Origin of the sequence: Streptomyces sp. NRRL B-1347 (assembly GCF_000720325.1) — a bacterium.
Lineage (GTDB): Bacteria > Actinomycetota > Actinomycetes > Streptomycetales > Streptomycetaceae > Streptomyces.
Genome location: NZ_JOJM01000005.1, coordinates 171,456 through 197,148 on the forward strand (window position 1 = coordinate 171,456; position 25,693 = coordinate 197,148).

General features: G+C 72.1%; 15 protein-coding genes and 1 pseudogene. 10 read left to right on the forward strand and 6 right to left on the reverse strand.

Going from position 1 to position 25,693, the window contains the following annotated elements:
* Positions 1-266: 266 nt before the first annotated feature.
* The 3 genes from IG74_RS0108190 to IG74_RS0108200 all read left to right on the forward strand — a co-directional run bounded on the left by IG74_RS0108190 (position 267) and on the right by IG74_RS0108200 (position 11,123).
* Complete coding sequence (locus IG74_RS0108190) at positions 267-7,574, forward strand: non-ribosomal peptide synthetase (protein ID WP_051854693.1); 7,308 nt, start codon at positions 267-269, stop codon at positions 7,572-7,574.
* Positions 7,571-10,129 (forward strand): FAD-dependent monooxygenase, encoded by a 2,559-nt coding sequence (locus tag IG74_RS45675; protein ID WP_051854694.1) that lies wholly within the window; start codon positions 7,571-7,573, stop codon positions 10,127-10,129. Before IG74_RS0108190 ends, IG74_RS45675 begins: the two co-directional genes overlap by 4 nt.
* 109 nt (positions 10,130-10,238) lie before the next feature.
* Positions 10,239-11,123 carry an SDR family oxidoreductase gene (locus IG74_RS0108200; RefSeq protein WP_030672017.1) on the forward strand — a complete coding sequence of 295 codons (885 nt, stop codon included), beginning with the start codon at positions 10,239-10,241 and terminating at the stop codon, positions 11,121-11,123.
* 33 nt (positions 11,124-11,156) lie between these two features.
* Here IG74_RS0108200 and IG74_RS0108205 read toward each other — a convergent pair whose 3' ends face one another.
* The gene (locus tag IG74_RS0108205) at positions 11,157-12,290 is read right to left on the reverse strand and encodes a maleylpyruvate isomerase family mycothiol-dependent enzyme (protein WP_030672019.1); all 1,134 of its coding nucleotides are present in this window, start codon (positions 12,288-12,290) and stop codon (positions 11,157-11,159) included.
* Positions 12,287-12,889, reverse strand: a complete 603-nt coding sequence (locus IG74_RS0108210; RefSeq protein ID WP_078868660.1) for a sigma-70 family RNA polymerase sigma factor — start codon at positions 12,887-12,889, stop codon at positions 12,287-12,289. Before IG74_RS0108210 ends, IG74_RS0108205 begins: the two co-directional genes overlap by 4 nt.
* A gap of 638 nt (positions 12,890-13,527) precedes the next feature.
* On the opposite strand from IG74_RS0108210, the gene IG74_RS0108215 reads away from it, so the two are divergent.
* From IG74_RS0108215 to IG74_RS0108235, 5 genes and pseudogenes are all read left to right on the forward strand, one after another.
* Positions 13,528-14,940 carry a family 2B encapsulin nanocompartment shell protein gene (locus IG74_RS0108215; protein WP_030672024.1) on the forward strand — a complete coding sequence of 471 codons (1,413 nt, stop codon included), beginning with the start codon at positions 13,528-13,530 and terminating at the stop codon, positions 14,938-14,940.
* A gap of 10 nt (positions 14,941-14,950) precedes the next feature.
* Positions 14,951-16,242 (forward strand): annotated as a pseudogene (locus IG74_RS0108220) (family 2 encapsulin nanocompartment cargo protein terpene cyclase).
* A 14-nt stretch (positions 16,243-16,256) separates the two neighbouring features.
* Positions 16,257-17,162 carry a geranyl diphosphate 2-C-methyltransferase gene (locus tag IG74_RS0108225; protein WP_030672031.1) on the forward strand — a complete coding sequence of 302 codons (906 nt, stop codon included), beginning with the start codon at positions 16,257-16,259 and terminating at the stop codon, positions 17,160-17,162.
* A 137-nt stretch (positions 17,163-17,299) separates the two neighbouring features.
* Complete coding sequence (locus IG74_RS0108230) at positions 17,300-18,103, forward strand: MerR family transcriptional regulator (RefSeq protein WP_030672034.1); 804 nt, start codon at positions 17,300-17,302, stop codon at positions 18,101-18,103.
* Positions 18,100-19,089, forward strand: a complete 990-nt coding sequence (locus IG74_RS0108235; protein WP_030672037.1) for a BtrH N-terminal domain-containing protein — start codon at positions 18,100-18,102, stop codon at positions 19,087-19,089. The genes IG74_RS0108230 and IG74_RS0108235 overlap by 4 nt, the downstream gene beginning before the upstream one ends.
* A gap of 65 nt (positions 19,090-19,154) precedes the next feature.
* Here IG74_RS0108235 and IG74_RS0108240 read toward each other — a convergent pair whose 3' ends face one another.
* Both IG74_RS0108240 and IG74_RS0108245 read right to left on the reverse strand, forming a co-directional pair.
* Positions 19,155-20,354 carry an alginate lyase family protein gene (locus tag IG74_RS0108240; protein WP_030672040.1) on the reverse strand — a complete coding sequence of 400 codons (1,200 nt, stop codon included), beginning with the start codon at positions 20,352-20,354 and terminating at the stop codon, positions 19,155-19,157.
* Between the two features lie 132 nt (positions 20,355-20,486).
* On the reverse strand, positions 20,487-21,491 hold the full coding sequence (locus IG74_RS0108245) for a GlxA family transcriptional regulator (RefSeq protein WP_037824781.1): 1,005 nt from the start codon (positions 21,489-21,491) through the stop codon (positions 20,487-20,489).
* Between the two features lie 97 nt (positions 21,492-21,588).
* Here IG74_RS0108245 and IG74_RS0108250 point away from each other — a divergent pair, with 97 nt between their 5' ends.
* Positions 21,589-22,464 (forward strand): dienelactone hydrolase family protein, encoded by an 876-nt coding sequence (locus IG74_RS0108250; protein WP_078868666.1) that lies wholly within the window; start codon positions 21,589-21,591, stop codon positions 22,462-22,464.
* Between the two features lie 38 nt (positions 22,465-22,502).
* Here IG74_RS0108250 and IG74_RS0108255 read toward each other — a convergent pair whose 3' ends face one another.
* Positions 22,503-23,075 (reverse strand): dihydrofolate reductase family protein, encoded by a 573-nt coding sequence (locus tag IG74_RS0108255; RefSeq protein WP_030672051.1) that lies wholly within the window; start codon positions 23,073-23,075, stop codon positions 22,503-22,505.
* A 245-nt stretch (positions 23,076-23,320) separates the two neighbouring features.
* Positions 23,321-24,310 carry a hypothetical protein gene (locus tag IG74_RS0108260; RefSeq protein WP_030672055.1) on the reverse strand — a complete coding sequence of 330 codons (990 nt, stop codon included), beginning with the start codon at positions 24,308-24,310 and terminating at the stop codon, positions 23,321-23,323.
* Positions 24,311-24,756: 446 nt separating this feature from the next.
* Between IG74_RS0108260 and IG74_RS0108265 the strand changes: the two genes are divergently transcribed.
* Positions 24,757-25,665, forward strand: a complete 909-nt coding sequence (locus tag IG74_RS0108265; RefSeq protein ID WP_030672058.1) for a calcium-binding protein — start codon at positions 24,757-24,759, stop codon at positions 25,663-25,665.
* Positions 25,666-25,693 lie beyond the last annotated feature (28 nt).

The window sequence follows — 25,693 nt, forward strand, 5'->3', positions numbered from 1 at the left end:
ACCTCAATGCGCCAACTTTTCGATGTACCGCTCACGCGCTGTGGTGCGGCCGGCCGGTCCGGGAGGCGGCTGCCCTGTCGGGCGGGGCGCACGCCATCTCCCGTACGGCAAGCGGTAGTTGATTCTCCGCTGCGGCCCTCCCCGCGTGCCGTGGGGGCTCCGCGGCGATTGGCGCGTTGTGGTCCAACCGGAACCGACGCCGTTCCCAGTGTGCTTACTCTCCGGTAGTTGATCATGGCGGGCGGTTACGACGCCCTGGCCGGAGCATGGAAGGTGCGCACGCGGTGAACGATGTTGCAGGGACCTCGCTGACGGCGTATCAGCGGGACATCTGGGTCGGCGCCCGACGCGCGCCGGAGTCGCCGCAGTTCAACTGCGTGCTGTGGGACCGCATCGAGGGCCGTGTCGACCTCGGTGCCCTGCTGGCCTGCGCGGAGCGCGCACTGCGCGGGCACGAGGCGCTTCGGCTGCGCTTCGACGAGCACGAGGGGGCGCCCCGGCAGTGGGTGGACCCGGAGCCGCTCCGGGTCCGGGTGCGGGACTTCTCCGACGGCCCGGACGCCACCGAGAGGTGCGCCGCGTGGCGGGAGCGTTCGCTGGCGCGCGCCCTGCCGCTGACCGGTGGGCCGCTGGTGGAGGCGACGGTGCTGGTGGAGGGCCCCGAGGTGGTGCACCTGCACGTCAAGGCACACCATCTCGTCGCCGACGGCTGGGCGTTCGACCTGCTGAGTCGGCAGATCCTCCAGGACTACCGGCGGCGGGCGCACGGCGACGGACGGCCCGCCCCGGCCGGGACGTCGTCCTACCTCGCCTGGGCCGACGAGGAGGCGCGCTACCGGAACGGCGCGGAGCACGCGCGGGACGAAGCCTTCCACCGGCGGGCACTCGACGGCGCGACCCCCGCGCTGTTCACCCGCACCCCGGCCGCCGGCGGGCACCGGGTGCGCCACGCGTTCGTGGTGGAAGGTGCACTGGTGGAGCGGGTGAAGAGCGCGGGCCTGTCCCCGTTCGCGTACGTCGCCGCGGTGCTCGGCAGCTATCTCGCCCGCGTCCACCGCAGTGAGGAAACGATTCTGGGGATCCCTTTCCACAACCGGCCCGACGCCGGGCAGCACGGCATCGTCGGTCAGTTCGCCAACACCCTGCCGCTGCGGATCGCCGTCGGCGGCACGCGCACCGTCAGGGAGCTGGCGGCCGCCGTGCGGGAGACGGTGGACACGCTGCGCCCCCACCAGAGGCTCGCCCTCGGTGACGTCCTGCGCGCGCTGCCGTCGGCCGCGGGGCCTCGGCAGCTGTTCGACGTGACGCTCTCGTATCTGCGCTACGACCGTTCGGAGGGCCTCCCGGACCTCGCCTGGCGCACCAGCATGCTGGCCGTGGGGCACGACACGGACGCCCTGGCCGTGACCGTGCAGGCCTTCGACGGCGTGGCCGACATGCGCGTGGAGCTGGACGGCGCGGGTGACGTGTTCGACGCGGACTTCCCGCTGGCGGCGGCCGCCCGGCAGCTGAAGACACTGATGGAGAACGGCCTGGACGCACTGGACCGGCCCGCATCGACGGTGGAGATGCTCACCCCGGCGGACCGCGCGGACCTGACCGCGGTGCGCGGCCACGGGCCGAAGGTGCCCTTCGCCGACCGGGCCACGCTGCACGGCCTCTTCGAGGAGCAGGCCGCCCGCCGCCCCGACCAGGTCGCCGTGACCGGTCATGCGGGGGAGACGCTCACCTACGCCGAGCTCGACGCGCGGGCCGACCGGGTCGCGCGCGCCCTGCGCGCCGACGGCGTGGGCCGTGACGACCGGGTCGCCGTGGTGATGCCGCGCTGCCCGCAGCTGTTCGTGGCGCTGCTCGGCATCTTGAAGGCGGGCGGCGCGTACGTTCCGGTGGACCCCCGCCACCCCGCCGATCGCGTGCGCTTCCTCCTCGCCGACAGCAGCGCCAAGGTGGTCGTCGTCGAGGACGAGGCACCGCTGACCGGCGTCCCCGACGAACTGCCCGTACGCAGCGTCGGCGATCTGCTGCACCGCGGCGATCTGCTGAAGGACAGCGGCCCGCTGGTGGAGCGCGCCGGCATACCTTCACCGACGGCCACGGCTGACGACCTCGCGTACGTCATCTACACCTCCGGCTCGACCGGCCGGCCCAAGGGCGTGCTGGTCGAACACCGCAGCGTCGTGAACCGCCTGGCATGGATGCAGCGGACCTACCCCCTCGGCGAAGGCGACGTCCTGCTGCAGAAGACCCCCATCTCCTTCGACGTATCGGTCTGGGAGCTGTTCTGGTGGGCGATCGAAGGCGCGTCGGTGGCCCTGCTGCCGCCCGGCGGGGAACAGGATCCGCGCGAGATCCTCCGGACGATCGGCCGTCGGGGGATCAGCAAGGTGCACTTCGTGCCGTCCATGCTCGGCCCCTTCCTCGACCTCCTGGAGGAGGAGCCGAAGTCGCGGGCGGACGTCGCGTCGCTGCGACACGTCTTCTGCAGCGGCGAGGCACTGCCCGCGGCGCGCGTGGACCAGTTCAACCGGCTCTTCGGGCCCGACCCGGCGGTGCGCCTGGTGAACCTGTACGGCCCCACCGAGGCCACGATCGACGTCACGTACCACGACTGCCCGTCCGATCCCGCCCGCCCCGTGACCCGGGTCCCCATCGGCCGTCCGATCGACAACATCCAGCTGTACGTCCTGGACCCCGCGGGCCTGCCCCAGCCCGTCGGCGTGCCGGGGGAGCTGTGTATCGGGGGTGTCGGCGTCGCGCGCGGCTATCTGGGCCGCGCCGACCTCACCGCCGAGAAGTTCATCGACGACCCCTTCACCCCGGGCGGTCGCCTCTACCGCACCGGCGACCTCACGCGCTGGCTCGCCGACGGCAGCGTCGCCTACCTGGGACGCATCGACGCCCAGGTGAAGATCCGCGGCAACCGCGTGGAGCCGGGCGAGGCCGCGCGGGCCCTCGCCGACGTCCCCGGCGTCCGTGACGCGGTGGTCGTCGACCACACCACACCCCGCCGCGGCACTCACCTGATCGGCTACTACGTCGCCGAGACCGCCATCCCCGCACAGCGGCTGCGGGACCACCTGGCACAAACGCTCCCCGCCTTCATGATCCCGGCCCGGTTCCTGCGCATCGACGGCATCCCCCTGACCCCCAACGGCAAGGCCGACCGCCGCGCCCTGCCGCTCCCTGAGGCAGAGGCGGACCAGGCGGCCGGTGCACAGCCGCTCGACGCCACGCAGGCGGCTCTCGCGGAGATCTGGGCGCGGGTCCTCGACGTCGAGCGCGTCGGCATCCACGACGACTACTTCGCGCTCGGCGGCGACTCCATCCTGATGCTCAAGGTCCGCGCCGAAGCGGAGAAGCGAGGCCTGCGCTTCACCCTCAGCGAGCTGTTCCAGCACCCGACGGTGGCCCAGCTCGCAGCACGCACCACCGCGCACCACGGTGACGCCGAAGAGACCGATCCCGAGCCGGAGCCGTTCGCGCTCCTGCCGGAGGCGGACCGCGCGCGACTCGCGGACGAGGCCGACGCCTTCCCCCTCACCCGGCTCCAGCTCGGCCTGCTCTACCACAGCCGTGAACACGAGGGCTCGGCCCGCTACAAGGACGTGTTCCAGTACACCCTGGACATGCCCTGGCACCACGACGCCTTCCACCGGTCGTTCGACCGGCTGACGGCGCGCCACCCGGTCCTGCGCTCCTCCATGGACCTTGCCGGATTCACCGAACCGCTCCAGATCGTCCACCACCGGCTGCCCGGCGCCCTGGACGTCGCCGACCTGCGCGCCCTCTCCCGCAGCGAAGCCGACGCCGAGGTGCGGCGGCACGTCGAGGAGCGCCGCCACCACCCCTACCCGCTCGACGGGACACCCTTGTACCTGCTGCGGGCCCATCTGCGCGGCACCGGCGTGGAACTGGTGCTGAGCTTCCACCACGCGCTCCTCGACGGCGCCAGCGTGGCCAACCTGCTGCGGGAACTCCTTCAGGACTACGCGCACGAGCTGGGCACCGGTACCGCACCGGTCCCGGCGTCGCCCCCGCCCTCGCCGGCCGCCTACGCGTACGCGGAGCGGCGCGCCCTCGCCGACGACGCGGCCCGCCGCCACTTCCGGGACACGCTCGCGCACGCCGGACCGCCGCGGATCGACGGCCTCGGACCGCACCTGCCGCACGGGGAGCACAGCGCGGTCGCGCACCGCGCCGACCTGCCCCGGGCCCTGGTCCGCCGACTGCGGGCCGTCGCCGCCGAGCACACCCTGCCCGTGAAGTCCCTGCTCTTCGCCACGCACTGCCTCACCCTCAGCGCGCTGGCGAGCAGCCGGGACATCACCACCGGCCTGATCACCCACGGCCGTGTCGAACGCGCCCACGCCGAGCGCGCCGTCGGCCTCTTCCTGAACACCGTCCCCCTGCGCGTGGACACCGCCCGCGACAGCTGGCTCGACGTGGCCCGCGAAGCCCTGCGGCAGGAGCGTGACAGCCACCCCCACCGCCGCTACCCGCTGAGCGCCGTCGAGGAACACCACGGCGGCCCGGTCGTGGACAGCGCCTTCAACTACGTGCACTTCCACCAGCTCGCCGGTCTCGCCGAGCTGCCCGGCATCGAGCTGCGGTCACTGCGCACCTGGGAGGAGTCGAACTTCCGGCTCCTGGTGAACGCGGTCACCGAACCCGACGGGAACCACACCTGGCTGCGCGTCGACGCCGACGGCAGCACCTTCTGCGCGGCGCAGGCCGCGCTCTACGCGCGGCACTACCTGGAGATCCTGACGCGCCTGGCGGAAGAGCCGCACGCGAGACCGGACTTCACCTTCCTCGCCGCTCCGGTCCCGTCCACCGCGCCCAAGGCACACCCCAGCGTGGTGGAACGCTTCGCCGAGCAGGTGACGCGCACGCCGCAGGCCACCGCGCTGGTGAGGGGACAGGACCGCTGGAGCTACACCGACCTGAACACCGCCGCCGACCACGTGGCACGACAACTGCGGACGGCAGGCACCCCGGCGGGAGCGCGCGTCGCCATCGCCATGGACCGCTCGCCGCACACCGTCGCCGTACTCCTGGGAGTGCTGAAGGCCGGTGCCGCGGTGGTGCCGCTGGACACCAACTACCCCGCCCCGCGCCTCGCGGCGATGCTCGCGGAGGCCCGGCCCTTCCGCGTCATCGCCACCGCCCGGCACGCACATCTCGCCGGTGACGTGCCGCTGCTGCCCGCCGAGGACCTCATCCGGCCGCGGCCGGACACCGCCGGACGGCAGCAGGACGAAGGACCCGGGGCGCGTTCACAACCCGAGGGCACCGCACCGGACTCGGTCGGCGCCGGTGCCGCACGCGGCCGGATCGACCCCGGTCACACCGCGTATGTCCTGTTCACCTCCGGCTCCACCGGCCGCCCCAAGGGCGTCGCGATGCCGCACCGCTCCCTGGCCCACCTCGTGGCCTGGCAGCTCGCGGCGTCCAGCGGCGCGACGGGCGGCTCGACGCTGCAGTACGCGCCGCTGAGCTTCGACGTCTCCTTCCAGGAGATCTTCTCCACGCTCTGCGGCGGCGGCACCCTGCATCTGGTCGGCGAGGCCGAACGGCACGACATGCCCGCGCTGCTGCGCCTCATCGACCAAGAAGGCATCCAGCGCGTCTTCCTGCCCTACGTGGCGCTCCAGCACATGGCGGAGACCTCCGACGCCCTCGGCCTCGTACCGCGCGGGCTGCGGGTCCTGATCTCCTCCGGCGAGCAACTGCGCGTCACCCCCGAGATACGCCGCCTGTGCGCCGCGCTGCCGGGCGTCATCCTGGAGAACCAGTACGGGCCGACCGAGACCCATGTCGCCACCGCCCACACCATGGCCGGGGACCCGGCGGCCTTCCCCGCGCTGCCGCCGATCGGCGTCCCCGTCGAGGGGGCGGAGGCGCACGTCCTGGACGAGGAGCTGCGCCCGCTGCCCGCAGGGGCGCGGGGCGAGATCCACTTGGGCGGCGCCTGCCTCGCGGACGGCTACGAAGGGCAGCCCGAGCTGACCGACGAGCGCTTCGTCCCCAGCCCGTTCACCCCGTCGGGCCGCCTGTACCGCACCGGCGACCTCGGCCTGGTGCTGCCCGACGGCGGCATCGTCTGCGTGGGCCGCGCGGACAGCCAGGTCAAGGTGCGCGGCTTCCGCGTCGAGCCCGCCGAGGTGGAACTCGCCCTGCACGAGCTCACCGCGTACCGCGGCCACCTGCGGGAGGCCGCGGTCGTCGCCAGGCAGCGCGAGGGCGGCGACTGCTTCCTCGCCGCGTTCCTGACCGGTGACGCCGACCGCGTCGACCTGGACGCGCTGCGCGGCGAACTGCGGGGCGTCCTGCCGGACTTCATGGTTCCCGCACACCTGGAGTGGATCCCCCGGCTGCCGCTCACCCCCAGCGGTAAGCGGGACGACGCCGCGCTCCGCGCGATGCCCCTCGCCCGGCGCGCGGTGACGCGGGCCCACGCACCCGACGCCCTCGAAGAGGAGCTGACGCGTCTGCTCGCCGACCTGCTGGGGCTGCCCGACGTCGCGCCGTACGACAGCCTCTTCGAGCTCGGCGGTACCTCCCTGACCGCGATGCGCCTCGCTGTGCGGATCGAGCAGCGCTACCAGCTGGTCATCCCCCTGGCCGCGCTCGTCGCGGAACCCACCGCGGCCGCGCTCGCGACACGCCTGCGGTCCGGCCGCAAGGCCACCGCGTTCGACCCGCTCGTACCGATCCGTACGGGAGGCTCCCGTCCGCCGCTGTTCCTCGTGCACCCCATGGGCGGAAACGTGCTCTGCTACCTGCCGTTCGCCCGGCACCTGCCCGACGACCAGCCGCTGTACGCGCTCCAGGCGGCCGGGACGCACCAGGGCACCGCACCGCTCGACAGCGTCGAGGAGATGGCCCGCAGCTACCTCGCCGCGCTGCGCACCGTGCAGCCGCAGGGCCCCTACCAGCTCGGCGGCTGGTCCTTCGGCGGCTTCGTGGCGTACGAGACGGCCCGTCAGCTACGGGCCGCGGGGGAGGAGGTCAGCCATCTCGTCCTCCTCGACACCACCGCCCTCAGGCCCGGCCCGCGCCCCCGGCACGACGACGAGGCGCTCCTGCACTGGTTCTTCTGGGAGCTGCTCTGGCTCGACCGCGGCGGCGACTCGCCGATGCCGTCGTTCCCCGGCACGCTCACCTCGCTCACCGACAAGCTCGCCTTCGTCGCCCGCGCCGCGAGCGACGCCGGAGTCCTGCCGGCGGGCAGCTCCACCGCTGCCGTCCACCGCCTCTTCGACCTCTACCGCGCCAACTGGCGCGCCGCGCTCGACTACCGGCCCGAGGACACGCGACAGGACCTCACCCTGATCCGTGCCTCCCAGCCGCTGCCGCCCGTCCTCGCTGCGATGCACCGCACCGCCCGCAGCCGCCACCAGGACCGGACCAACGGCTGGAGCGACATCACCAGCGGCCTGCTCCGCGTCATCGACGTGCCCGGCGACCATCTGACCCTCATGGAGGAACCGAACGTGCACCACACGGCGAAGACCGTCACCGACCTGCTGACGAGCCGGTCAGCCGACGCGACGCGGGCGGGGGAGCGATGACCGGCGTGACGCTCGGCGAGGAGAAGGCCCAGGGCGGCGGCAAGCCCCGCACCGCCCTGATCATCGGCGCGGGCATCGGCGGCCTGACCGCCGCCGTCGCGCTGCGCCGCGTCGGCATCCACGTCGAGCTCTACGAGCGCGCCGGAGAGCTGCGTGCCGCCGGATCCGGCCTGTCGGTGATGAGCAACGCGATCAGCGCACTCGCCACGCTCGACATCGACCTCGGTCTGGAGAAGCGCGGCCGGACCGTCGAGTCGTTCACCGTCCTCGACCACCGCGGCCGCCTGATCCGCGACCTGCCGTTCCGCGAGGCATGTGCCGAGGCGGGCGCCCCCAGCGTGGGCCTGAGCCGCTCGGCGCTGCAAGAAGCCCTGCTCGCGGAGGTCGGCGACTGCCCCCTGCACCTCGGGGCCACCGCCGCGGGCCTGCGTACCGAAAGCACGGGCGTCACCGTCGAGTTCACCGACGGCCGCACCGCCCACGGCGACTTCCTCATCGGCGCCGACGGCTTCCACTCGGCGATACGCCGCCACCTCAACGGCCCTGAAGAGGGGCGGAACAGCGGCTACCTCTGCTGGCTCGGCATCGTCCCCTTCCAGCATCCGGTGTTCACCCCCGGCAGCGTGCGCCACTACTGGGGCAGCGGACAGCGCTTCGGCCTGATCGACATCGGTGACGGTCGCGCCTACTGGTGGGGCACCAAGAACGTCCCCGCCACACACGCGCTCGACCGGTACGGCGCCAAGGACGTCGTCGAGCGCGCGTTCACCGGCTGGGCCCCGGAGATCCGCGAGGTCGTCCACGCCACGTCGCAGGACGACATCCTCACCGTCCCCTCCTTCGACCGCCCCTTCCGCGACCGCTGGGGAGACGGGCCCGTCACCCTGCTCGGCGACGCGGCCCACCCCATGCTCACCACGCTCGGACAGGGAGCGGCGATGGCGATCGAGGACGCCGTCGTCCTGGCCCACACCCTGGCCGAACCCGGTGCGGACGACGACATAACCCGCGCGCTGCGCACGTACGAAGGCCGCCGCCGCGAGCGCACCCGCGCGATGGTGGCGGCTTCCCGTGAGATGAGCGACCTCGAACAAGCCGCGTCCCCTCCCCGCAGGCTGGCCCGCGACAGCTACTTCCGGTTCACCCCGCGCGCCACCCTCGCCCGCCGCTCCGCCCAGGCGCTGACGTTTCCCGCCCTGCCCGCCACCACCCCGCAGGTGCGGCGGGAACTCAGCCCGCTGGAGCGCTGGTACTGGATCGCGGACCAGGCCTCACCCCTCAGCGGAGTCGTCCGCGCCCGTGTGCACGGCACGCTCCCCGTCGCACTCCTGCGCCGGGCTCTGGACGCCCTCCAAGCCAGACATCCCCTGCTGCGGGCCGCGATCAGCAGCGACGGCGGCACAGGGGCCTTCCGCCCCGTGGACGACCGGCCCATCCCGCTGCGGCACGTCACCCTGTCCCCTCAGGACTCCGACGACCACTGGGAACACGAGGTCAACGAGTACGAGTTCGAGCACGGGATCGACTGGCGCGAGGGCCCGTTGCTGCGCGCCACCGTGATCAGCCGCCCGGGCGGCGAGCCGCGCAAGGACACCCACGATCTGCTGCTCACCGCTTCGCACTGCATCGCCGACGGGATGACAGGCCTGTCCCTGCTGCGCCAGTGGATCGAACTCGCCGGGCACCTGAGCACCGGTGCGGAGCCGCCCGCCACCTCCTACCCGGCCCTGCCCGCCGCCGAGGACCTGCTGCCGCGCCGACACCGCGGTGGACGGGGAGCGGCGGGTCTCGGCGCCCTGATGCTGCGCGACCAGCAGACGGCACGCCGCCTGAGCCCGCAGCGCGTGACACCCCAGCGGAACGTTCCCTTCGAGCGGCGCCGGACCCGCATGGTGCACCGCACGCTGACCGCCGAGCAGGTGGACGGCCTGCTGGCCGCCTGCAAACGCCACGGCGCGACCGTCCACGGCGCCCTCGCGGCGGCCATGGTCACCGCCGTCGCCCAGGACGCGGGCATCACGGCGCCCGCGCACTTCGCGATCGGTTCGCCCGTCGACTTCCGCGACCGGCTGCACCCCGCCCCCTCCTATGACGACGCGGGCAGCTACGCGGCGACCCTGCCCTCGTACGTTCCCTACCAGCCCGGCACCGCGCTGTGGCCCATGGCCCGGTTCATCAGCGAGGACCTGGCGCGCCGCACCCGGCGCGAGGAACACCTGTCGATGGTCAACCTGCTGCGCTGGGCGGGACCGAAGTCGCCCGCCCGGGCCGAGGGGTTCATGGAGTTCATGGACACCAAGGGCCCGCTCAACCTGTGCCTGTCCAACCTCGGGCGCTACGACTTCCCCGAGCGCGTGGGCCCCTGGCGGATCAGCGACGCCCAACTCGTGGCCGGGATCTCCGTGACCGGAGCGCTCATCGCGACCGCGAACACCAGCCACGGCCAACTCGCCTGGAACTTCAGTCACATCGACGGCGTCGTCACACCCGCACGCGCGCGGACCGTCGCCGACGCCTCCGTGCGCGCGGTACTGGCAGCCAGCACCGCGCCGTAGACGGCGGTGCGGACGAAGCCGGCGCCGAGGCGGCCCACGCCGCCCCGGTCCGCCCGCGGACAGACCCCCCACGCATCGCACGCCCCAGCGGCCAGCCTAGGAGCATGAATTGATTCACTGTCAGAAGAAGGCCCGCACCGGGGCGGGCCGGACCGTCGTCATCACCGGCGCCTCCTCCGGGCTCGGCAAGCACTGCGCGCTGCATCTGGCACGGCACGGCTTCCGAGTCTTCGCCGGAGTGCGCAAGGAGGCCGACGGCGAGCTGCTGCGCGCCGAAGCGGCCTCCGCGCCGCTCCTGCCCGTCATCCTGGACGTCACCGACGAGAGCTCGATCCGCACCGCGGCGGACACCGTCGCCGAGGCGTCGGGCGGGCACGGCATCTGGGCGCTGGTGAACAACGCAGGGACGTGCGTGTCGGCACCCCTGGAATGCGTGCCGCCGGGCGAGCTGGGCGACCAGCTCGCCACCAACGTCGTCGGTCCCCTCGCGGTCACCCAGGCCCTCCTGCCGCACCTGCGCCGCACGCGCGGCCGGATCGTCAACGTCACCTCGGGCCTGGGCAGCATCGCCGCTCCGTATCTCGGCGCGTACGCCACGGGCCAGTTCGCGAAGGAAGGCATGAGCGACGCGCTCCGCAGGGAACTGCGGCCCCAGGGCGTCACGGTCTGCGTGGTCCAGCCGGGCGCGGTCAACACGCCCATCTGGGGCAAGGTGCGGGAGACCGGCCACGAACTCCTCGACCGGACACCCGAGGGCATCAGGGAGCTCTACGGCCCCACCTTCGAACGGTTCCTGCGGCTGAACGAACAGCGGGCCCAGGCGAGTCGCACCCGGCCCGAGGACTTCGCCCGCGGTGTCTGTCACGCGTTGAGCGCCCCGCGGCCCAGGACCCGCTACCGCATCGGCGCCGACGCGCAGGCCGCGGCGATCCTGTCCCGGCTCCTGCCCGACGCGGCCGTCGACCGGTGCCTCGGCGCCGTCACCAAGCGCTGAGGCACTCTCGCGGCGGACCCGCCGTAACCCCGCTCAGGGACCGGCGAAGGCGGGTGCGGCGGCAAGGGCCTCCTCGGCCAGCGCGGTGTCCCCGCTGACACGGAAGGCTGCTTCGGCGAGGGCGAGGCGGTCCCCGGTGAGGAGGCAGAACTCCATGGCGTCGAGGACGAGATGGGCGTCGGGCGGGCCCGGCGGCGGGGTCTGGCCCTGGTCGGTGAGGAGCCACGTGTCACCGCCGTGGCCGGTGAGTTCGAGGCGCAGGACGCGGCGTCCCAGAGGTGTGCCCAGGAACCGCATGGCGAGCGGGAGCAGCCGGACGCCGAGGCCCGTCATGCGCGACAGGGAGCGCGCGGTGGGCGGCGGCAGCCGACGGCCGGTGCGCTGGGCGATGTCCCGGGTGTGGATCCAGGTCTCGAAGGCACGGGCCGCGGTGTGGTCGGCCACGGTGAGCGGCGGGGCACCGGCCAGGGACAGACGGCGCTCGGCCTCGCCCGGGAGGGTCGCCTCGCCGAGCAGGACGTCGCGCAGCACGTCGGCCTGCGCGCGCCACGTCGTGTGGATCGACCGGGGGGACCGGCCGACCGCCCAGGCCGTGTAGGCCTCGGTGCGGGCGGGGACGGTGTCGCCCGGCAGACCCAGCGGGCCGCGGGCCCCGGCGTCGAGCGTCTCGGTCAGGAGGCTGTCGGTCGCGGCGAGGTGGGCGACCAGCTGCGCCATCGTCCAGCCCTCCACGGTGGGGGTGTCCCATTCCACGGTGGTCAGATCGCGCAGGACGGCGTCCAGCGTGGCGACCTGGTCCGTGTACGGGCGGATGTGGGGCGGGACGGAGCGGGGCGCGGGCGGCCGTCGGGCGAAGGCGAGGGCCGTGACGCGGTCGTACGGGGAGCGGGACGGGTTCCCGGCGGTTCCGGGCGGGGCGGCGCCGTCGTACGGGGGCGGTGCGGTGGCCTCCTCGTACGGTGCCGCATCCCCGTACGGCACCGTGTCCGCCAGCGAGGCGGCGGCCGGGTACAGGCGCCGCACCTCGGCCGCGCACGCGGCGCAGCGCTCCAGGTGCGCCGCGACGGCGGCGCCCTCCTGGTCCGAGCAGGCGTCGAGGAGCCACGCCCCCAACAGGGAGCGCAGCACGGCGTGTTCGTGGGGCGCGGGGCGGGGGGCACCGCTCATGGTGTGATCCCTTCCTCCGCGAGTGCCGCGGCCAGTGCGCGCAGGGCGGCCCGCAGCCGAGTCTTGGCGGTCCCTTCGGGGATGCCGAGGTCACCGGCCACCTGACGATAGGTACGGCTTCCGTAGTAGGCGAGGAGCAGCGGAGTGCGCAAGGTGTCCGGAAGCCGCGCCGCGGCGGAGCGTACACCGAGCGCCTCAAGACGGGCGGTCACCGCGTCGGCGGTCTCGTCGTGGCCGGATGGCGCCGGTGGCTCGGCGGTCCTGCGGTGCCGCTCCTCGCGGCGGACCCAGTCGACGGCACGCCGATGGGCGACGACTCCCAGCCACGCGCGCAGCGGCCCGCGGGCCGGGTCGTAGGACAGCGGGCTCTCCCACAGCCGTACGAACACTTCCTGGACGACGTCGTCGGCGGCGCTGTGGTCGCGGGTGATGCGCGCCGCGAGGCCCCGCACGAGCGGGGAGTACCGCTCGTAGATCTCGCGGAAGGCGTCTTCGTCGGCGGCGAGCAGCAGTGCCTGGACCTCCAAACGGTCCTCCGGCACAGCCCCGGTCGCCTCGTCGAGCCCGCCGCGCGGCTGCGCCTGATGGGAGGAGGCCATGGCCGAAGTGTCCCGCGAAGGCGGTGTTCCGGGACCCCCTGTCGCGAATCGGTGCCGCCGGGGCGGCGCCGGCGCCCGCCGCGGCCCGTACCCCCGTGACGGGCCGGGCGGACGCCGTGCCGCGGAGGGGGGAGGGGAGCTGGACGCGCAAGCGTAGGGAGGAGTGGACGAGCACTCCCCACACCCTCCGCACTCGTGAGTGCTCACCCGCGCTTCTCGCGTGTGGTCATGGGCCCTTCCCTGGTTCCTCGTGGCCTCGCGCATGGGCGGGGCGCCGCATGGCTGTGCGGGGGATTCGTTTGAGCCGGGCGCACGGATTGCTTCTACGAAAAGGAAAGGGACGCGGCCGCGCCGACTCCTGGGCGGGAAGAGGGGCGAGTGACCGTGCCAGGCCCTTGGGCCGGATTGACTGCTGTCTGAAAACCACTGGTGGCCGCCGCAAACACCCTGACGGGCAAGGTCACTGCATCGAAGTAATGCCCATGCATTTCGTGGGTGGACGGGGCGCACCCGCCGTTACTGTTCCCTGAGTTCTGGACGGATTCACCGATATTGGGCCTGAATTATCAACTTTCAACAGTTACGCACAGGTTTGACGATGACTGCCTTTGAGTTCCTTCTGAAGGAGTGCTTGCCCGATGACCGTTGACGCCAGCCGGGAGGCACAGCTGGAGCCGCAGCCGCGGACCAGCCTGGGCACGGCAGGTGCCCGCAACCTCGCCACCACGACCAAGTCCGCCCCGCAGATGCAGGAGATCACCTCCCGCTGGCTGCTGCGGATGCTGCCCTGGGTGGAGACCAAGGGCGGCACGTACCGGGTGAACCGCCGACTGACGTACACCGTCGGCGACGGGCGCATCGATTTCATCCAGGACGGCGCGGACGTCCGGGTCATCCCCAGGGAGCTCGGCGAACTGGCCCTGCTGCGGGGCTTCGACGAGGACGACGTGCTGACCGCGATCGCCGACCGGTGCGTGCAGCGCGACTTCCGCTCCGGTGAGGTCCTCGTGGAGCGCGGCGCGCCCGCCGAGCAGCTCCACCTGATCGCCCACGGCCGCATCAACCAGACCTCCGTGGGCAAGTACGGCGAGGAGGTCGCCATCGCGGTGCTCGGCGACGGCGACCGGTTCGGCGACGACGCCCTGCTGGACGCCGACGCCACCTGGGACTACACGGCCACCGCCGAGACCGACGGCACCCTCGTCACGCTCTCCCGCGGCGACTTCGCCGCCCTGCTCGACACGGCGCCGAGCCTGCGGGCGCACATCGAGCAGTGGAGCGCGCTGCCCCAGCAGCGGCAGAACCGGCACGGCGAGGCGGAGATCGCGCTCTCGGCCGGACACACGGGCGAGCCGGTGCTCCCCGGCACGTTCGTGGACTACGAACTCCACCCGCGCGAGTACGAACTGTCCGTCGCCCAGGCCGTCCTGCGGGTCCACACCAGGGTCTCCGACCTCTACAACGGCCCGATGAACCAGACCGAGGAACAGCTCAGGCTCACCGTCGAGGCGCTGCGCGAGCGCCAGGAGCACGAGCTGGTCAACAACCGCGAGTTCGGCCTGCTGCACAACGCCGACCTCAAGCAGCGGATCCAGCCCCACGCGGGACCGCCGAGCCCCGACGACATGGACGCGCTGCTCTGCCGGCGCCGCGGCACCAAGTTCTTCCTCGCCCACCCCAGGACGATCGCGGCAATCGGGCGCGAGTTCAGCGCCCACGGGCTCTACCCGGACAACGTCGACCTGGGCGGGCAGCAGGTCCCGGCCTGGCGCGGCGTGCCGATCCTGCCCTGCAACAAGATCCCGATCACCAAGGAGAACACCAGCTCCATCCTCGCCATGCGCATCGGCGAGGACAACCAGGGCGTCGTCGGCCTGCGCCAGACCGGTCTGCCGGAGGAGTACGAACCGGGCCTCTCGGTGCGCTTCATGGGGATCAACGACCAGGCGGTCCTGTCCTACCTCGTCACGACGTACTACTCCGCCGCCATCCTGGTGCCCGACGCGCTGGGGGTGCTGGAGAACGTCCAGATCGGCCGCAGGCCCGCCTAGGCCCCTCGTCATCGAGGCCCGCCCTCCCCGAGGCCACGCCGGGCCGGGGCCCCTCCGGACCGGCCGAGCGCGCCGGGAGAGCAGGGCCCGGGACAGCCCACCCACGTCATCTAGGAGACACGGATGCCCGATTCCGGGCCTTCACCCCTGCCACCGGGCGCGATCGAACCGAACCCCGCGCTCGCCCGGGTCCTGAGCGGCCCCAGCGGCCTGGGGACGACGAGCCTGAGCCTGGTCCGGCGCGACGCGCTGCCGGTCCCGTCGGTCCCGCCGGATCCGGAGCCGCTGCAGCCCGAGCCGCCGGAGCAGCCGCCTCCGGCGGCGGGCAGGCCGATCCCCGGCCTCTACCACCACCCGGTACCCGAGCCCGATCCCGTACGGGTGGAGGAGGTCAGCCACCGGATCAAGCGCTGGGCCGTGGACGAGGTCGAGGCGTACCCCCCGGAGTGGGAGGACCAGTTCGACGGCTTCTCCACCGGCCGGTACATGGTCGCCTGCCACCCGGACGCGCCCACCGTCGAGCACGTGATGGCCGCCGCCCGGCTCATGGTCGCCGAGAACGCGGTCGACGACTGCTACTGCGAGGACCACGGCGGCTCCCCGGTGGGCCTCGGCGGCAGGCTGCTGCTCGCGCACACCGCGCTCGACCCGCTCCATACGACGAAGGAGTACGCGCCCGACTGGCTGGAATCCCTTCAGTCGGACGCCCCGCGGCGCGCGTACCGCTCCGCCATGGAGTACTTCGTCCAGCTGGCCACCCCCTCCCAGGCCGACCGGTTCCGGCACGACATGGCCCGGCTGCACCTGGGGTACCTCGCGGAGGCTGCCTGGGCCGAGACGGGTTACGTGCCGCAGGTGTGGGAGTACCTGGCGATGCGCCAGTTCAACAACTTCCGTCCCTGCCCCACCATCACCGACACCGTCGGTGGCTACGAACTCCCGGCGGACCTGCACGCACAGCCCGCCATGCAGCGGGTCATCGCCCTGGCAGGCAACGCCACCACCATCGTCAACGACCTGTACTCGTACACCAAGGAGCTGGCCAGCCCCGGCAAGCACCTCAACCTGCCCGTGGTGATCGCCGAGCGGGAGGGCCTCTCCGAGAAGGAGGCCTACCTCAAGGCGGTCGAGGTCCACAACGAACTCATGCACGAGTTCGAGGCCACGGCCGCCGAGTTGGCCGCCGCCTTCCCCGACCCGCGCGTGCTGCGCTTCCTCAAGGGCGTGGCCGTCTGGCTCGACGGCAACCACTACTGGCACATGACCAACACCTACCGCTACAGCCTTCCCGATTTCTGGTAAAGGGGGACCTATCCATGTCCAGCACCGATTTCACCACCGATGTCACCTCTGTGAACGGCTCTGACGAACAGTCCGTCTTCATCCCCGCCCCGGCGACGCCCTACCAGGGCGACATCGCGCGCTACTGGGACCACGAGGCCCGCCCCGTCAACCTGCGCCTCGGTGACGTCGACGGCCTCTACCACCACCACTACGGCATCGGTGACGTCGACCGTTCCGCGCTCGGGGACACCGGGGACGCGGAGTACGAGAAGAGGCTGATCGCCGAACTGCACCGGCTTGAGTCGGCGCAGTCCGAGATGCTCCTGGACCACCTCGGCGCCATCGCCCGCGACGACACGCTCGTCGACGCGGGCTGCGGCCGCGGCGGCTCCATGGTCATGGCCCACCAGCGGTTCGGCTGCAAGGTCGAGGGGGTGACCCTGTCGGCCAAGCAGGCCGAGTTCGGCAACCAGCGCGCCCTGGAGCTGGGCATCGAGGACTCCGTCCGCTCCCGCGTCTGCAACATGCTCGCCATGCCCTTCGAGACCGGGCAGGCCGCGGGCTCGTGGAACAACGAGTCGAGCATGTACGTCGACCTCCAGGACCTCATGGCCGAGCACTCCCGGGTCCTCGCCGTGGGCGGCCGTTATGTGACGATCACCGGCTGCTGGAACCCCCGGTACGGGCAGCCGTCGAAGTGGGTCTCGCAGATCAACGCCCACTTCGAGTGCAACATCCACTCGCGCCGGGAGTACCTGCGCGCCATGGCGGACAACCGCCTGGTGCCGCAGGCCGTCGTCGACCTGACCCCGGAAACCCTGCCGTACTGGGAGCTGCGGGCCACGTCCTCCCTGGTCACGGGCATCGAGGAGGCCTTCATCAACTCGTACAGGGACGGCTCGTTCCAGTACGTCCTGATCGCCGCCGACCGCGTCTGAGCCGTCGCCCGACCACGGGGGCCGGGCCTGTCGTCCGACAGGTCCGGCCTCCGCCGCGCGCCCGCCACCGGCACGCGCGGTCGGCTCAGGCTGGCTCAGGTGGACTCTCCCACGGGGGGAGAGTCCACGATGGTGACGTGCGAGACGAACTTCTGACCATCGGGCGCTTCGCCCGGCTGTGCCGGCTCAGCGTGAAACAGCTGCGGCACTACGACGAGACGGGGCTGCTCGCGCCGATACGCGTCGACGCCAGCTCCGGCTACCGCTACTACGCGCCCGGACAGGCGCGCGACGCCCTGACCATCGCCCTGCTGCGCGAGATGGACCTGCCCCTGGCCGTCATCGCCGAGGCCCTGGCCGCCGAGCCCGGACGCAGGGCGGAGCTCCTGCGCGCGGAGCGGGACCGCCTCGCCGAGCGGATCAGCCGGGACCGGGCGCGCCTCGGGATGCTGGAGCGGCTGGAGGAAGGCGGCCTGCCCGGCTACGAGGTGACGGTCGCCGCGGAACCCGCACGGCACCTGACGGTGACGCGGGCGACCTGCGCCGCCACGGAGATCGGCGACAAGGTCGGCGAGTGCGTGGGCCGACTGCTGCCCCTGCTGGGCGGGGCCTCCGTCGGATGGGAACCGCCGCTGTGGGGCCTCTACCCCTTGGACCTGGAAGAACGGACGCGGATCGCCGTCGGGGCGCAGACGCCGCAGGGCACGCGCGTGCCCGGCCTGACGCGTGAGGTGCTGCCCGCGGGGCCCGCGGCCCAGACCGTGCACATCGGGCCCTACGCCCAGCTGCCCCTGGCCTACAACGCCCTCTTCGCCGCCATCCACGAGCGCGGGCTGCGCCCGCACGGTCCCGTACGGGAGGCATATCTGGTCGGCCCCGCGGAAGCACCACAAGAGGAACTGATGACCAGACTGGTCATCCCTGTCGAGGAGCACGCATGACGCGAGTGAAAGACGTCGATGCCCGCGGTATGCGGCACTGCGAGACCACAGCGCTCGACGTACTGCTGAAGCACGAAGGAATCGACCTGTCCGAGCCGATGCTGTTCGGCCTCGGATCCGGTCTGACGTTCATCTACTGGGACAGCAAGAAGCAGGACTTCCCGTTCCTCGGAGGGCGCGTCAAGCCCTTCGAGCTGACGAGGAACGTGGCCGCGCGGCTCGGCCTCGACCTCCAGGTCCGGGAGACCACGTCCGCCCGCAAGGCCTGGGAGAACGTGGCGGCGCCGCTCGACGCGGGCCGGCCCGTCGGGCTCCAGCTCGACAGCTACTACCTGGACTACTTCACCTCGAAGGTCCACTTCGCCGGTCACGTCGTCGCGATGTACGGCTACGACGAGGACGACGCCTATCTGGTGGACACCGCCCAGCAAGGGGGAGCGGTCACCACAGCGCTGACCGGCCTCGCGGCGGCCAGGGCCGCGCGCGGCCCGATGTCCGCCCGGCACCGCTCCTTCACGCTCACCGCTCCGGCCGAGGCCGTGCGCCCGCGCGACCAGGTCGTCCCCGCCATCAGGGCCTGCGCCGACGCCTTCCTGAACCCGCCCATCGCCAACCTGGGGCACCGCGGCATCGAGAAGGCGGGCAAGCTCGTCCGCACCTGGCTCCGGCGCAGCGACGACCCGCAGCGGGATCTACCGCTCGCCGCCCTCCTGATGGAGCGCGGGGGCACCGGTGGCGCCTTGTTCCGCAACCTCTACCGCGACTTCCTCACCGAGTGCGCCGAGCTGGTGGACAGCGACCGGCTGCGCACCGGGCAGACGCTGTACGCCGAGGCCGCGACGCTGTGGACCGAGGTGGCGGCGCTCATCGAGAAGGCGGGCGAGTCGAGCGACGAGCGGTGTCTCGTGCAAGCGAGCACGGTCCTCGGCGAACTGGCCCGCATCGAGACCGAGGCCATGCGGGAACTGAGCCTTCTGGGCGACTGAGGCGACTGAGGCGACGGGGCGACGAGGCGGCTGAGGCAGTGAGAAGGCCGGGCGCCGGTCCGCCCTCAGCTGGGGTTCTCCGCGTGCGTCAGCGTCTCCCAGGCCACGTAGTGGTGCTCCGTGCCCTGCGGACGCCGGGACTCCGTGTACTGCCGGGTGCTGGGCAGGTCGAGGCCCATGCGGGTGTGCAGCGCGTTGTAGCCGACCTCCGTCACGGGTCCGAGGCCCTTCTTCACCGTGCCGCCACACAGGGAGGACGGCACGGCGGCGCCGTTCTCGTACCGCGTGTGGAAGCCGAGCGCGTGCCGCAGCCGGTCCTTGAGCCATGGGTAGAGGTCGGCCCCCTGGAGGCGGCTGGTCTCCGCGACGTGCGCGACGGAGGCCACGCCGTAGCCGGTGTGGCCGAAGTCGCGGCACGTCTCCTGGGCGAGCCCGTCCCAGGAGAACGCGGACTGGCCGTGCCAGTACGCGACGAGTTCGCCGCGGGTGTCGATGGAAGTGCGCGGCGGGTACGCGGGCTGGGGGCCGTCGCTCCTGAGGTAGAAGTACGCGGGCACGCGGTCCTCGAAGATGCCCACGGCCTTGTCGTAACCGGCCCTGTCCTCCACGTGGACGGCGATGGCCTGGGCCGCCTCCGCCATGATGAGTTCCCAGTTGCCGTTCTTGCTGGGCGCCCCGTTGATCACCTCGGGCAGATAGACGGTGCGCAGCATCGTCGCGAACCGGCCGGAGCGGGGCCAGCCGCCGTCGTAGGTGTACTTGACGATCTCGGCGGCGCGTGGCCACACCGAACCGGCCCAGCCGCTCTGCAGCGGGGCGTTGCTGTTCGTGTGGTCCTTGATCGTGGCCGACCAGGCGTCCATCAGCTCGATGGCCTTCTCGGCGTGCCGCGCGTCCCGGCTGACGTACCAGGCCAGGGCGTGCGTGTACGCGGCGATGGCGTCCTCGCGCTCGTCCGTGCAGCCGTGGTTCGGCTGGGAGCCCGAGCCGCACTCGACGACCGCGCGTGGCTTGGGCGTGCGCGAGAGGGAGCCGTACGCGCTGCCCAGCATCTGCTCGTACGCGGCCTTCCAGGGCTGGGCCCCGGCCTGCACCTTCGTACGGACGAACGCGAGCTGCGCCGCGCCGACGAGAACGCCGGGGTGGGTGAACCGGGCCGGGGCGGCGGCCGGTTGGCGCCGGTGCGCGTCCCCGGCCGCGGCGGGTGCGGTCGTGGCCACGACGGTCACGAGGAGACAGGCCGCGATGAGTCTTCCGGTACGCATGGAGCGAGCGCCTTTCGGGAGAGGGCGGGCCGCGAGAGGACGGTTCACCATGGTTCACGCATGCGTTCGGTTCACATACATAGACCTTGGGCTGCCATCTGACCGGCGATCGGACCGGAAGCTATCCGTGGGTCATGTGCGCGTCAAGAGGCTCTTCGGGGGTTCGTGCCGTCGGAACGCCGAGCGGTACGCACTCGGCTGTCGGCCGGTGTGCCGGGCGAAGACGCCGCTGAACGTCCCGGCGTCGCGGTACCCGACGTCGGCCGCGATGCTCGCGACGGTCCTGTCGGTCGTCTCCAGCAGCTGTCTGGCGCGGCGGACCCGGGCGCTCTGCAGATAGGCGAGCGGCGTCTCGCCGGCCTCCTCGCGAAAGCGCCGGAGCATCGTCCTGGTGCTCACGCCGAAGGCGCGGGCGAGGGCGGTCAGGTCGTAGCGGGCGGTGAGGCGTTGGTCGAGCCACCGCTTCACCCGGTGCGAGAAGCCCGTGCCCGCGGTGGGCAGCAGCTCCGGGTCGACGTAGGCGGCCTGGGTGGAGCGTGCGTCGTCGAGGAGCGCGACGCGCGCCGTGCCGCGGGCGACGCGCGGGCCGTCGTGCTCGCGGACGAGCCGCAGCGCGAAGTCGTACATGGCGCTGAAGGCGGCGGTGGTCGTCACGCCGCGGTCGGTGACGACCAACTGGTCCGCGCGGACCCGCACATCGGCGTACCGGCGCGCGAAGCGGTCCGCGAACAGCCAGGACGTCGTCGCCTCGCGTCCGCGCAGCAGGCCGGCCTCGGCGATCAGGAAGGCGCCGACGCAGATCGAGACGACCGCGGCCCCCGCGGCGGCCTGCGCCCGGACCGAGGCCGTCTCCGGCCCCAGGTTCGCGAGCGCCGCATCGAGGTCGAGCGCGGGGGAGAGCTCGAAGCCCGGCACGACGACGACGTCCGCGGGGCGCACCGCCGAGACGTCGAGGCGCGAGCCGCCGGACGCGGTCACGCGGCGGCGCGGCGAGACGACCGACGCCTCGTACGACGGCTCGGCCGCCCCGTGTGCCGTAGCGACGTGCGTGGCCATCGTCAGGAGGTCGAGGACGCCGAACACCTCCGACGCGAAACAGCCCGGGTAGGCAAGGACGCTCACGCGCAGCGGACTCATACGGCACCTCCGGCACCCGACGGGTGGCGAGATCGCCGCATGACATGGCGATACCGCCGCTTCTCTGGGAAGGCAGCCTCTCGCCATGCTTCCGCTCATGACAACCGAGCGAGCCCAGAGGAACCGGTCGCGCACCGGGAGCCGTCCGTCGCGGACCCGGAGCGATCCGCTGGACGACCTGTCCCGGAGGACCGTCCATGTCGAGGGCACCGCCAAGACCGTGTACGTCGCCGGGTCGGGACCCGCGGTCGTCCTGATGCCCGAGATGCCGGGCATCAGCCCCGACGTCGCGCGGTTCGCACGGTGGATTCGTGACGCCGGGTTCTCCGTGTACCTGCCCTCGCTCTTCGGCGTCGACGGCGCCTATCCGCGCGCCGACGCGGTCGAGCGGATCGTGCGGCCCGCCTGCGTCAGCGCCGAGTTCCGGGCGTTCGCAGGGGGCGGCACCAGCCCTGTCGTGAACTGGCTGCGGGGCCTCGCCCGCGTGGCGCACGCCGAGTGCGGGGGACCCGGCGTCGGCGCGGTCGGGCTCTGCTTCACCGGCAACTTCGCCCTGACCATGACGCTCGAACCCGCGGTCATCGCCCCCGTGGTCAACCATCCGTCGCTGCCGCTCGACGACCCCGGCGGCCTGGAGATGAGCGCCGAGGACGCCGCCGCCGTGGCCGAGCGCGTCGAGCGGGACGGACTGCGGGTGCTCGGCTACCGCTTCGACAACGACACGTGGTGCACCGGCCGGCGGTTCGCGGCCTACCGCGCGCTGCTCGGCGACGCCTTCGACGGCCGCGTCCTGCCCGGCGGGGCGGCGCACACGGACCCGCCGCCCTTCTTCCGCGACGTCGTCGGCTGCGCCCACAGCGTCGTCACGGCCCACCTCGTCGACCAGGAGGGCCACCCGACCGTGCGGGCCCGCGACGAGATCATCGCCTTCCTGGCCGAGCGGCTCGGGCTGTCGTCCACCGGGAGCGCGTGACGCCCCGGTGCGCGGCCGCGGCCCGAGCCGCCGTCAGGTCAGCGGACGACGTCGAAGACGTTCTTCTGCAGGCCGTTGGCGTACGCCTCGTGCTCGACCAGCTTCAGCTTCTGGGTGTCCTTGTCCGTGTCGCTGAACAGCCGCTTGCCCGCGCCCAGCAGGAGCGGGAAGACGAGCAGGTGGTAGCGGTCGATCAGACCGGCGTCCGAAAGGCTCCGGTTCAGGGTGGCGCTGCCGTGGACGATGATCGGGCCGCCGTCGGTCTCCTTGAGCGCGGCGACGTCGTCGAGCGAGCGCAGGATCGTGGTCTCGCCCCAGTTCGTCACCAGGTCGTCCTTCGCGAGGCTGGTGGAGACGACGTACTTCGGCATCGTCTTGTAGTCCGCGAACTCCTCCATGTCGGGCCACACCGGGCTGAACGCCTCGTAGCTGACCCGGCCCAGCAGGATCGCGGCGGCTTCCTGCTGCTCCCGGCCCTTGATCTCGAACGCCTCGGGGAGGAACTCGATGTCCTTGAAGGTCCACCCCGAGTTGCGGTAACCGGGCTCGCCGCCGGGGGCTTCCACGACGCCGTCGAGCGAGATGAAGGCGGTGCTGATCAAAGTACGCATCTGGGTTCCTCGGTCTCTCGTGTCCGGCTCTCGTGTCCGGCTCGTGTGCCCGGTGCTCAGCAGGTCCGGTCGGTGCGCGCTTCGACCGTACGCGCGGTGTCGGTCGCACCAACCATGATCTATGACCTCGGATCATGGAGAAACTCATCGGCCGCCGTCCAGCCTTCTCCGGCCGCCTCGTCAGAACACACGAAGGCGCTCGCCGGGCGGTGTGCCCGGCGAGCGCCGGCGAGCTGAGGCGCGGTCTACTTGGCGGCCGCGGCCACGGGTGCGGGCGTGGGGTCGTCGGCCGCGAAGCGCGGCACCTCGTCGTTCTCGTCCCGGTTGCCGTTCTTCTCGTGGATCCACTTGCCCGCGAGGGCCGGTATCCAGGCGGAGAACTCGCTCTGGGTGAGGTCGGCCGGCACCTTGGCGCCGAGCCGGTTGAGTTCGGCGGCGGGCAGTCGCAGCGTCGGGTCGATGCGCTCGCCGGGGGCGTTCACCATCGCGGCGTCCCACACCTGGAGGGCGAACGTCGTGCAGTTGCGGGCGGGCGTTCCGGCCCAGCCGCCGGTCAGGAGGTACTTCCAGGTGGGCAGCAGGGTGTACTTCTCGTCGACCTGCTTGCGCCGCTCGATCTCCTTCTCGAAGGCGGCCTGCTGGGTGGTGTTGAGCGCCTTGCAGCGGGCCGCGCGGGGCGCGTACGCGCCGTTGCGGTCCTGCTTGCGGCTCGGCCGGTCCCACTCGATCAGCGGCTTGCCGGGCGTGTTGACGTCGTAGCCGGTGTAGTTGACGGACATGCCGTCCACGGCGCTGCCGTCGCCGTTGCGGCCGTCGGGGTCCTGCGGCTGGAACGAGTACGTGTCGTAGCGCGCGGTGCCGCCACCGGCGAGCTTGCGCTCGAAGGCGCCGTGCGAGTTGAAGTGCACCAGCCAGCTGTGGCCGAAGACGTGCTGGCTGACGTTGAGTTCGTACAGGAGCTTGTTCGTCTGCTCGCCGTAGGAGAGCTGTCCGTACTTGTTCTGGAAGTCCTCGGACTTCCAGAGTGTGTAGGCGCGGGTTCCCACGTCCCAGACGTAGCCGCCGGTGGTCCTTTCGGTGATCTCGGTGCTGTAGACGCACAACGTGTTGTCGGCCGGGACGGCGGCCCGGGGAGCCGGCGCCGACGGCTCCGCCGCGGCGGCAGGGGCGGCGACGGCGGCCGTGGCGAGGACGGCCACGGCGCAGGAACGGGTGAGGAAAGAGCGGAAAGTCACGGCAAAGGTATACATGCGGTGACCCATTCATGATCATTTCGAGGGTCGATTTCCCGCCAGAGTGCACGCGCGACCGTCCGGCGGCTCCGAGTGGTGACGCCAGGGGGCGGGGGCCGCGTCGCGCGGAGCGCCCCGACGCCTCGTGGGCGAGCGGCTCTGCGGTGGAGCCCGCACCGACCTCCGTGGCCACTGTGTGAAATTCCTTTTCGGCGCCCGGAGTTCAGGTCTGATTCCTCGGAAGTGTGGGTGAATTTAGGGTGAACCTGCTCTTTCGGTGTGCTGTCAATTCCGCCGCACTGGCATGAAAGCCGCAGGTCAGAGCTGACTTGGTCGAGTTCGGCAGGGGCTGTTGGTCTATTTCGCGGACAGTGGGAGCGCAACCAAGTGCCCACCCCACGAGTCCCACGTTGTTGTTGAAACCACTTACTCCTCATGGAGGTTAGGAAATGCGCTCTCGGCTCATCGGAACCCGCACGTTAAGCGCCGCGTCCGCGCTGGCGCTGGCTCTCGGCGCGGGGCTCGCCGCGCCGGTGCTGCTGTCCGGCACCGCCACTGCCGCCGCGCCGTCGGCCACCGCCACCGTTGGCGGGAAGTCGGTCGTCTACACGGCCGCCGCAGGACAGAAGAACAAGGTGGACGTCACCGCGTCGAGGACCGGTTCGAGCATCGACAACCTCACGTACGTCATCGACGACGTCGTCACCATCAAGGCGGGCAGCGGCTGCACCTACCCCAGCAGCTCCGACCGCACCAAGGTGTCCTGCAAGGTCGACACCTTGGAGTCCCAGGACCCGTACCCCACCTTCGAACTGCTCGCCGGTGACCGCGACGACACGGTCAAGTACACCAACAAGACCGACAACGCCTACTACTTCGCCTCCATCGACCTCGGCAAGGGCAACGACACCCTGACCGAGGCCGCCGGTGTCCAGGGCAACGGCATCGCGGGCGGCGCGGGCGACGACACCCTCACCATCGGCGAGGTCAGCGTCGCGCTCGGCGGCGACGGCAAGGACACGATCCGGGCCGCCAAGGGCGCCATCTCGAAGGGCGGCAACGGCAACGACACCATCTACGCCAGCGGCGAGGGCAGTGACGCCGACGGCGAAGCGGGCAACGACGTGATCCGCGGCGGCGCGAACCGGCAGAACCTCTCCGGCGGCGACGGCGACGACACGATCCGCGCGGGCGCCGGGAGCGACTTCCTCTACGGCGGCAAGGGCAACGACGTCCTGTACGGCGAGGGCGGCGACGACACGATCTACGGCAACAGCGGCGACGACAAGCTGTTCGGAGGCCCCGGCAGGGACACCCTGTCCGGCGGCCCCGGCAGGAACGAAGTCCACCAGGACTGACGCCGCACGCCGACGGCTGTGGGTGCCA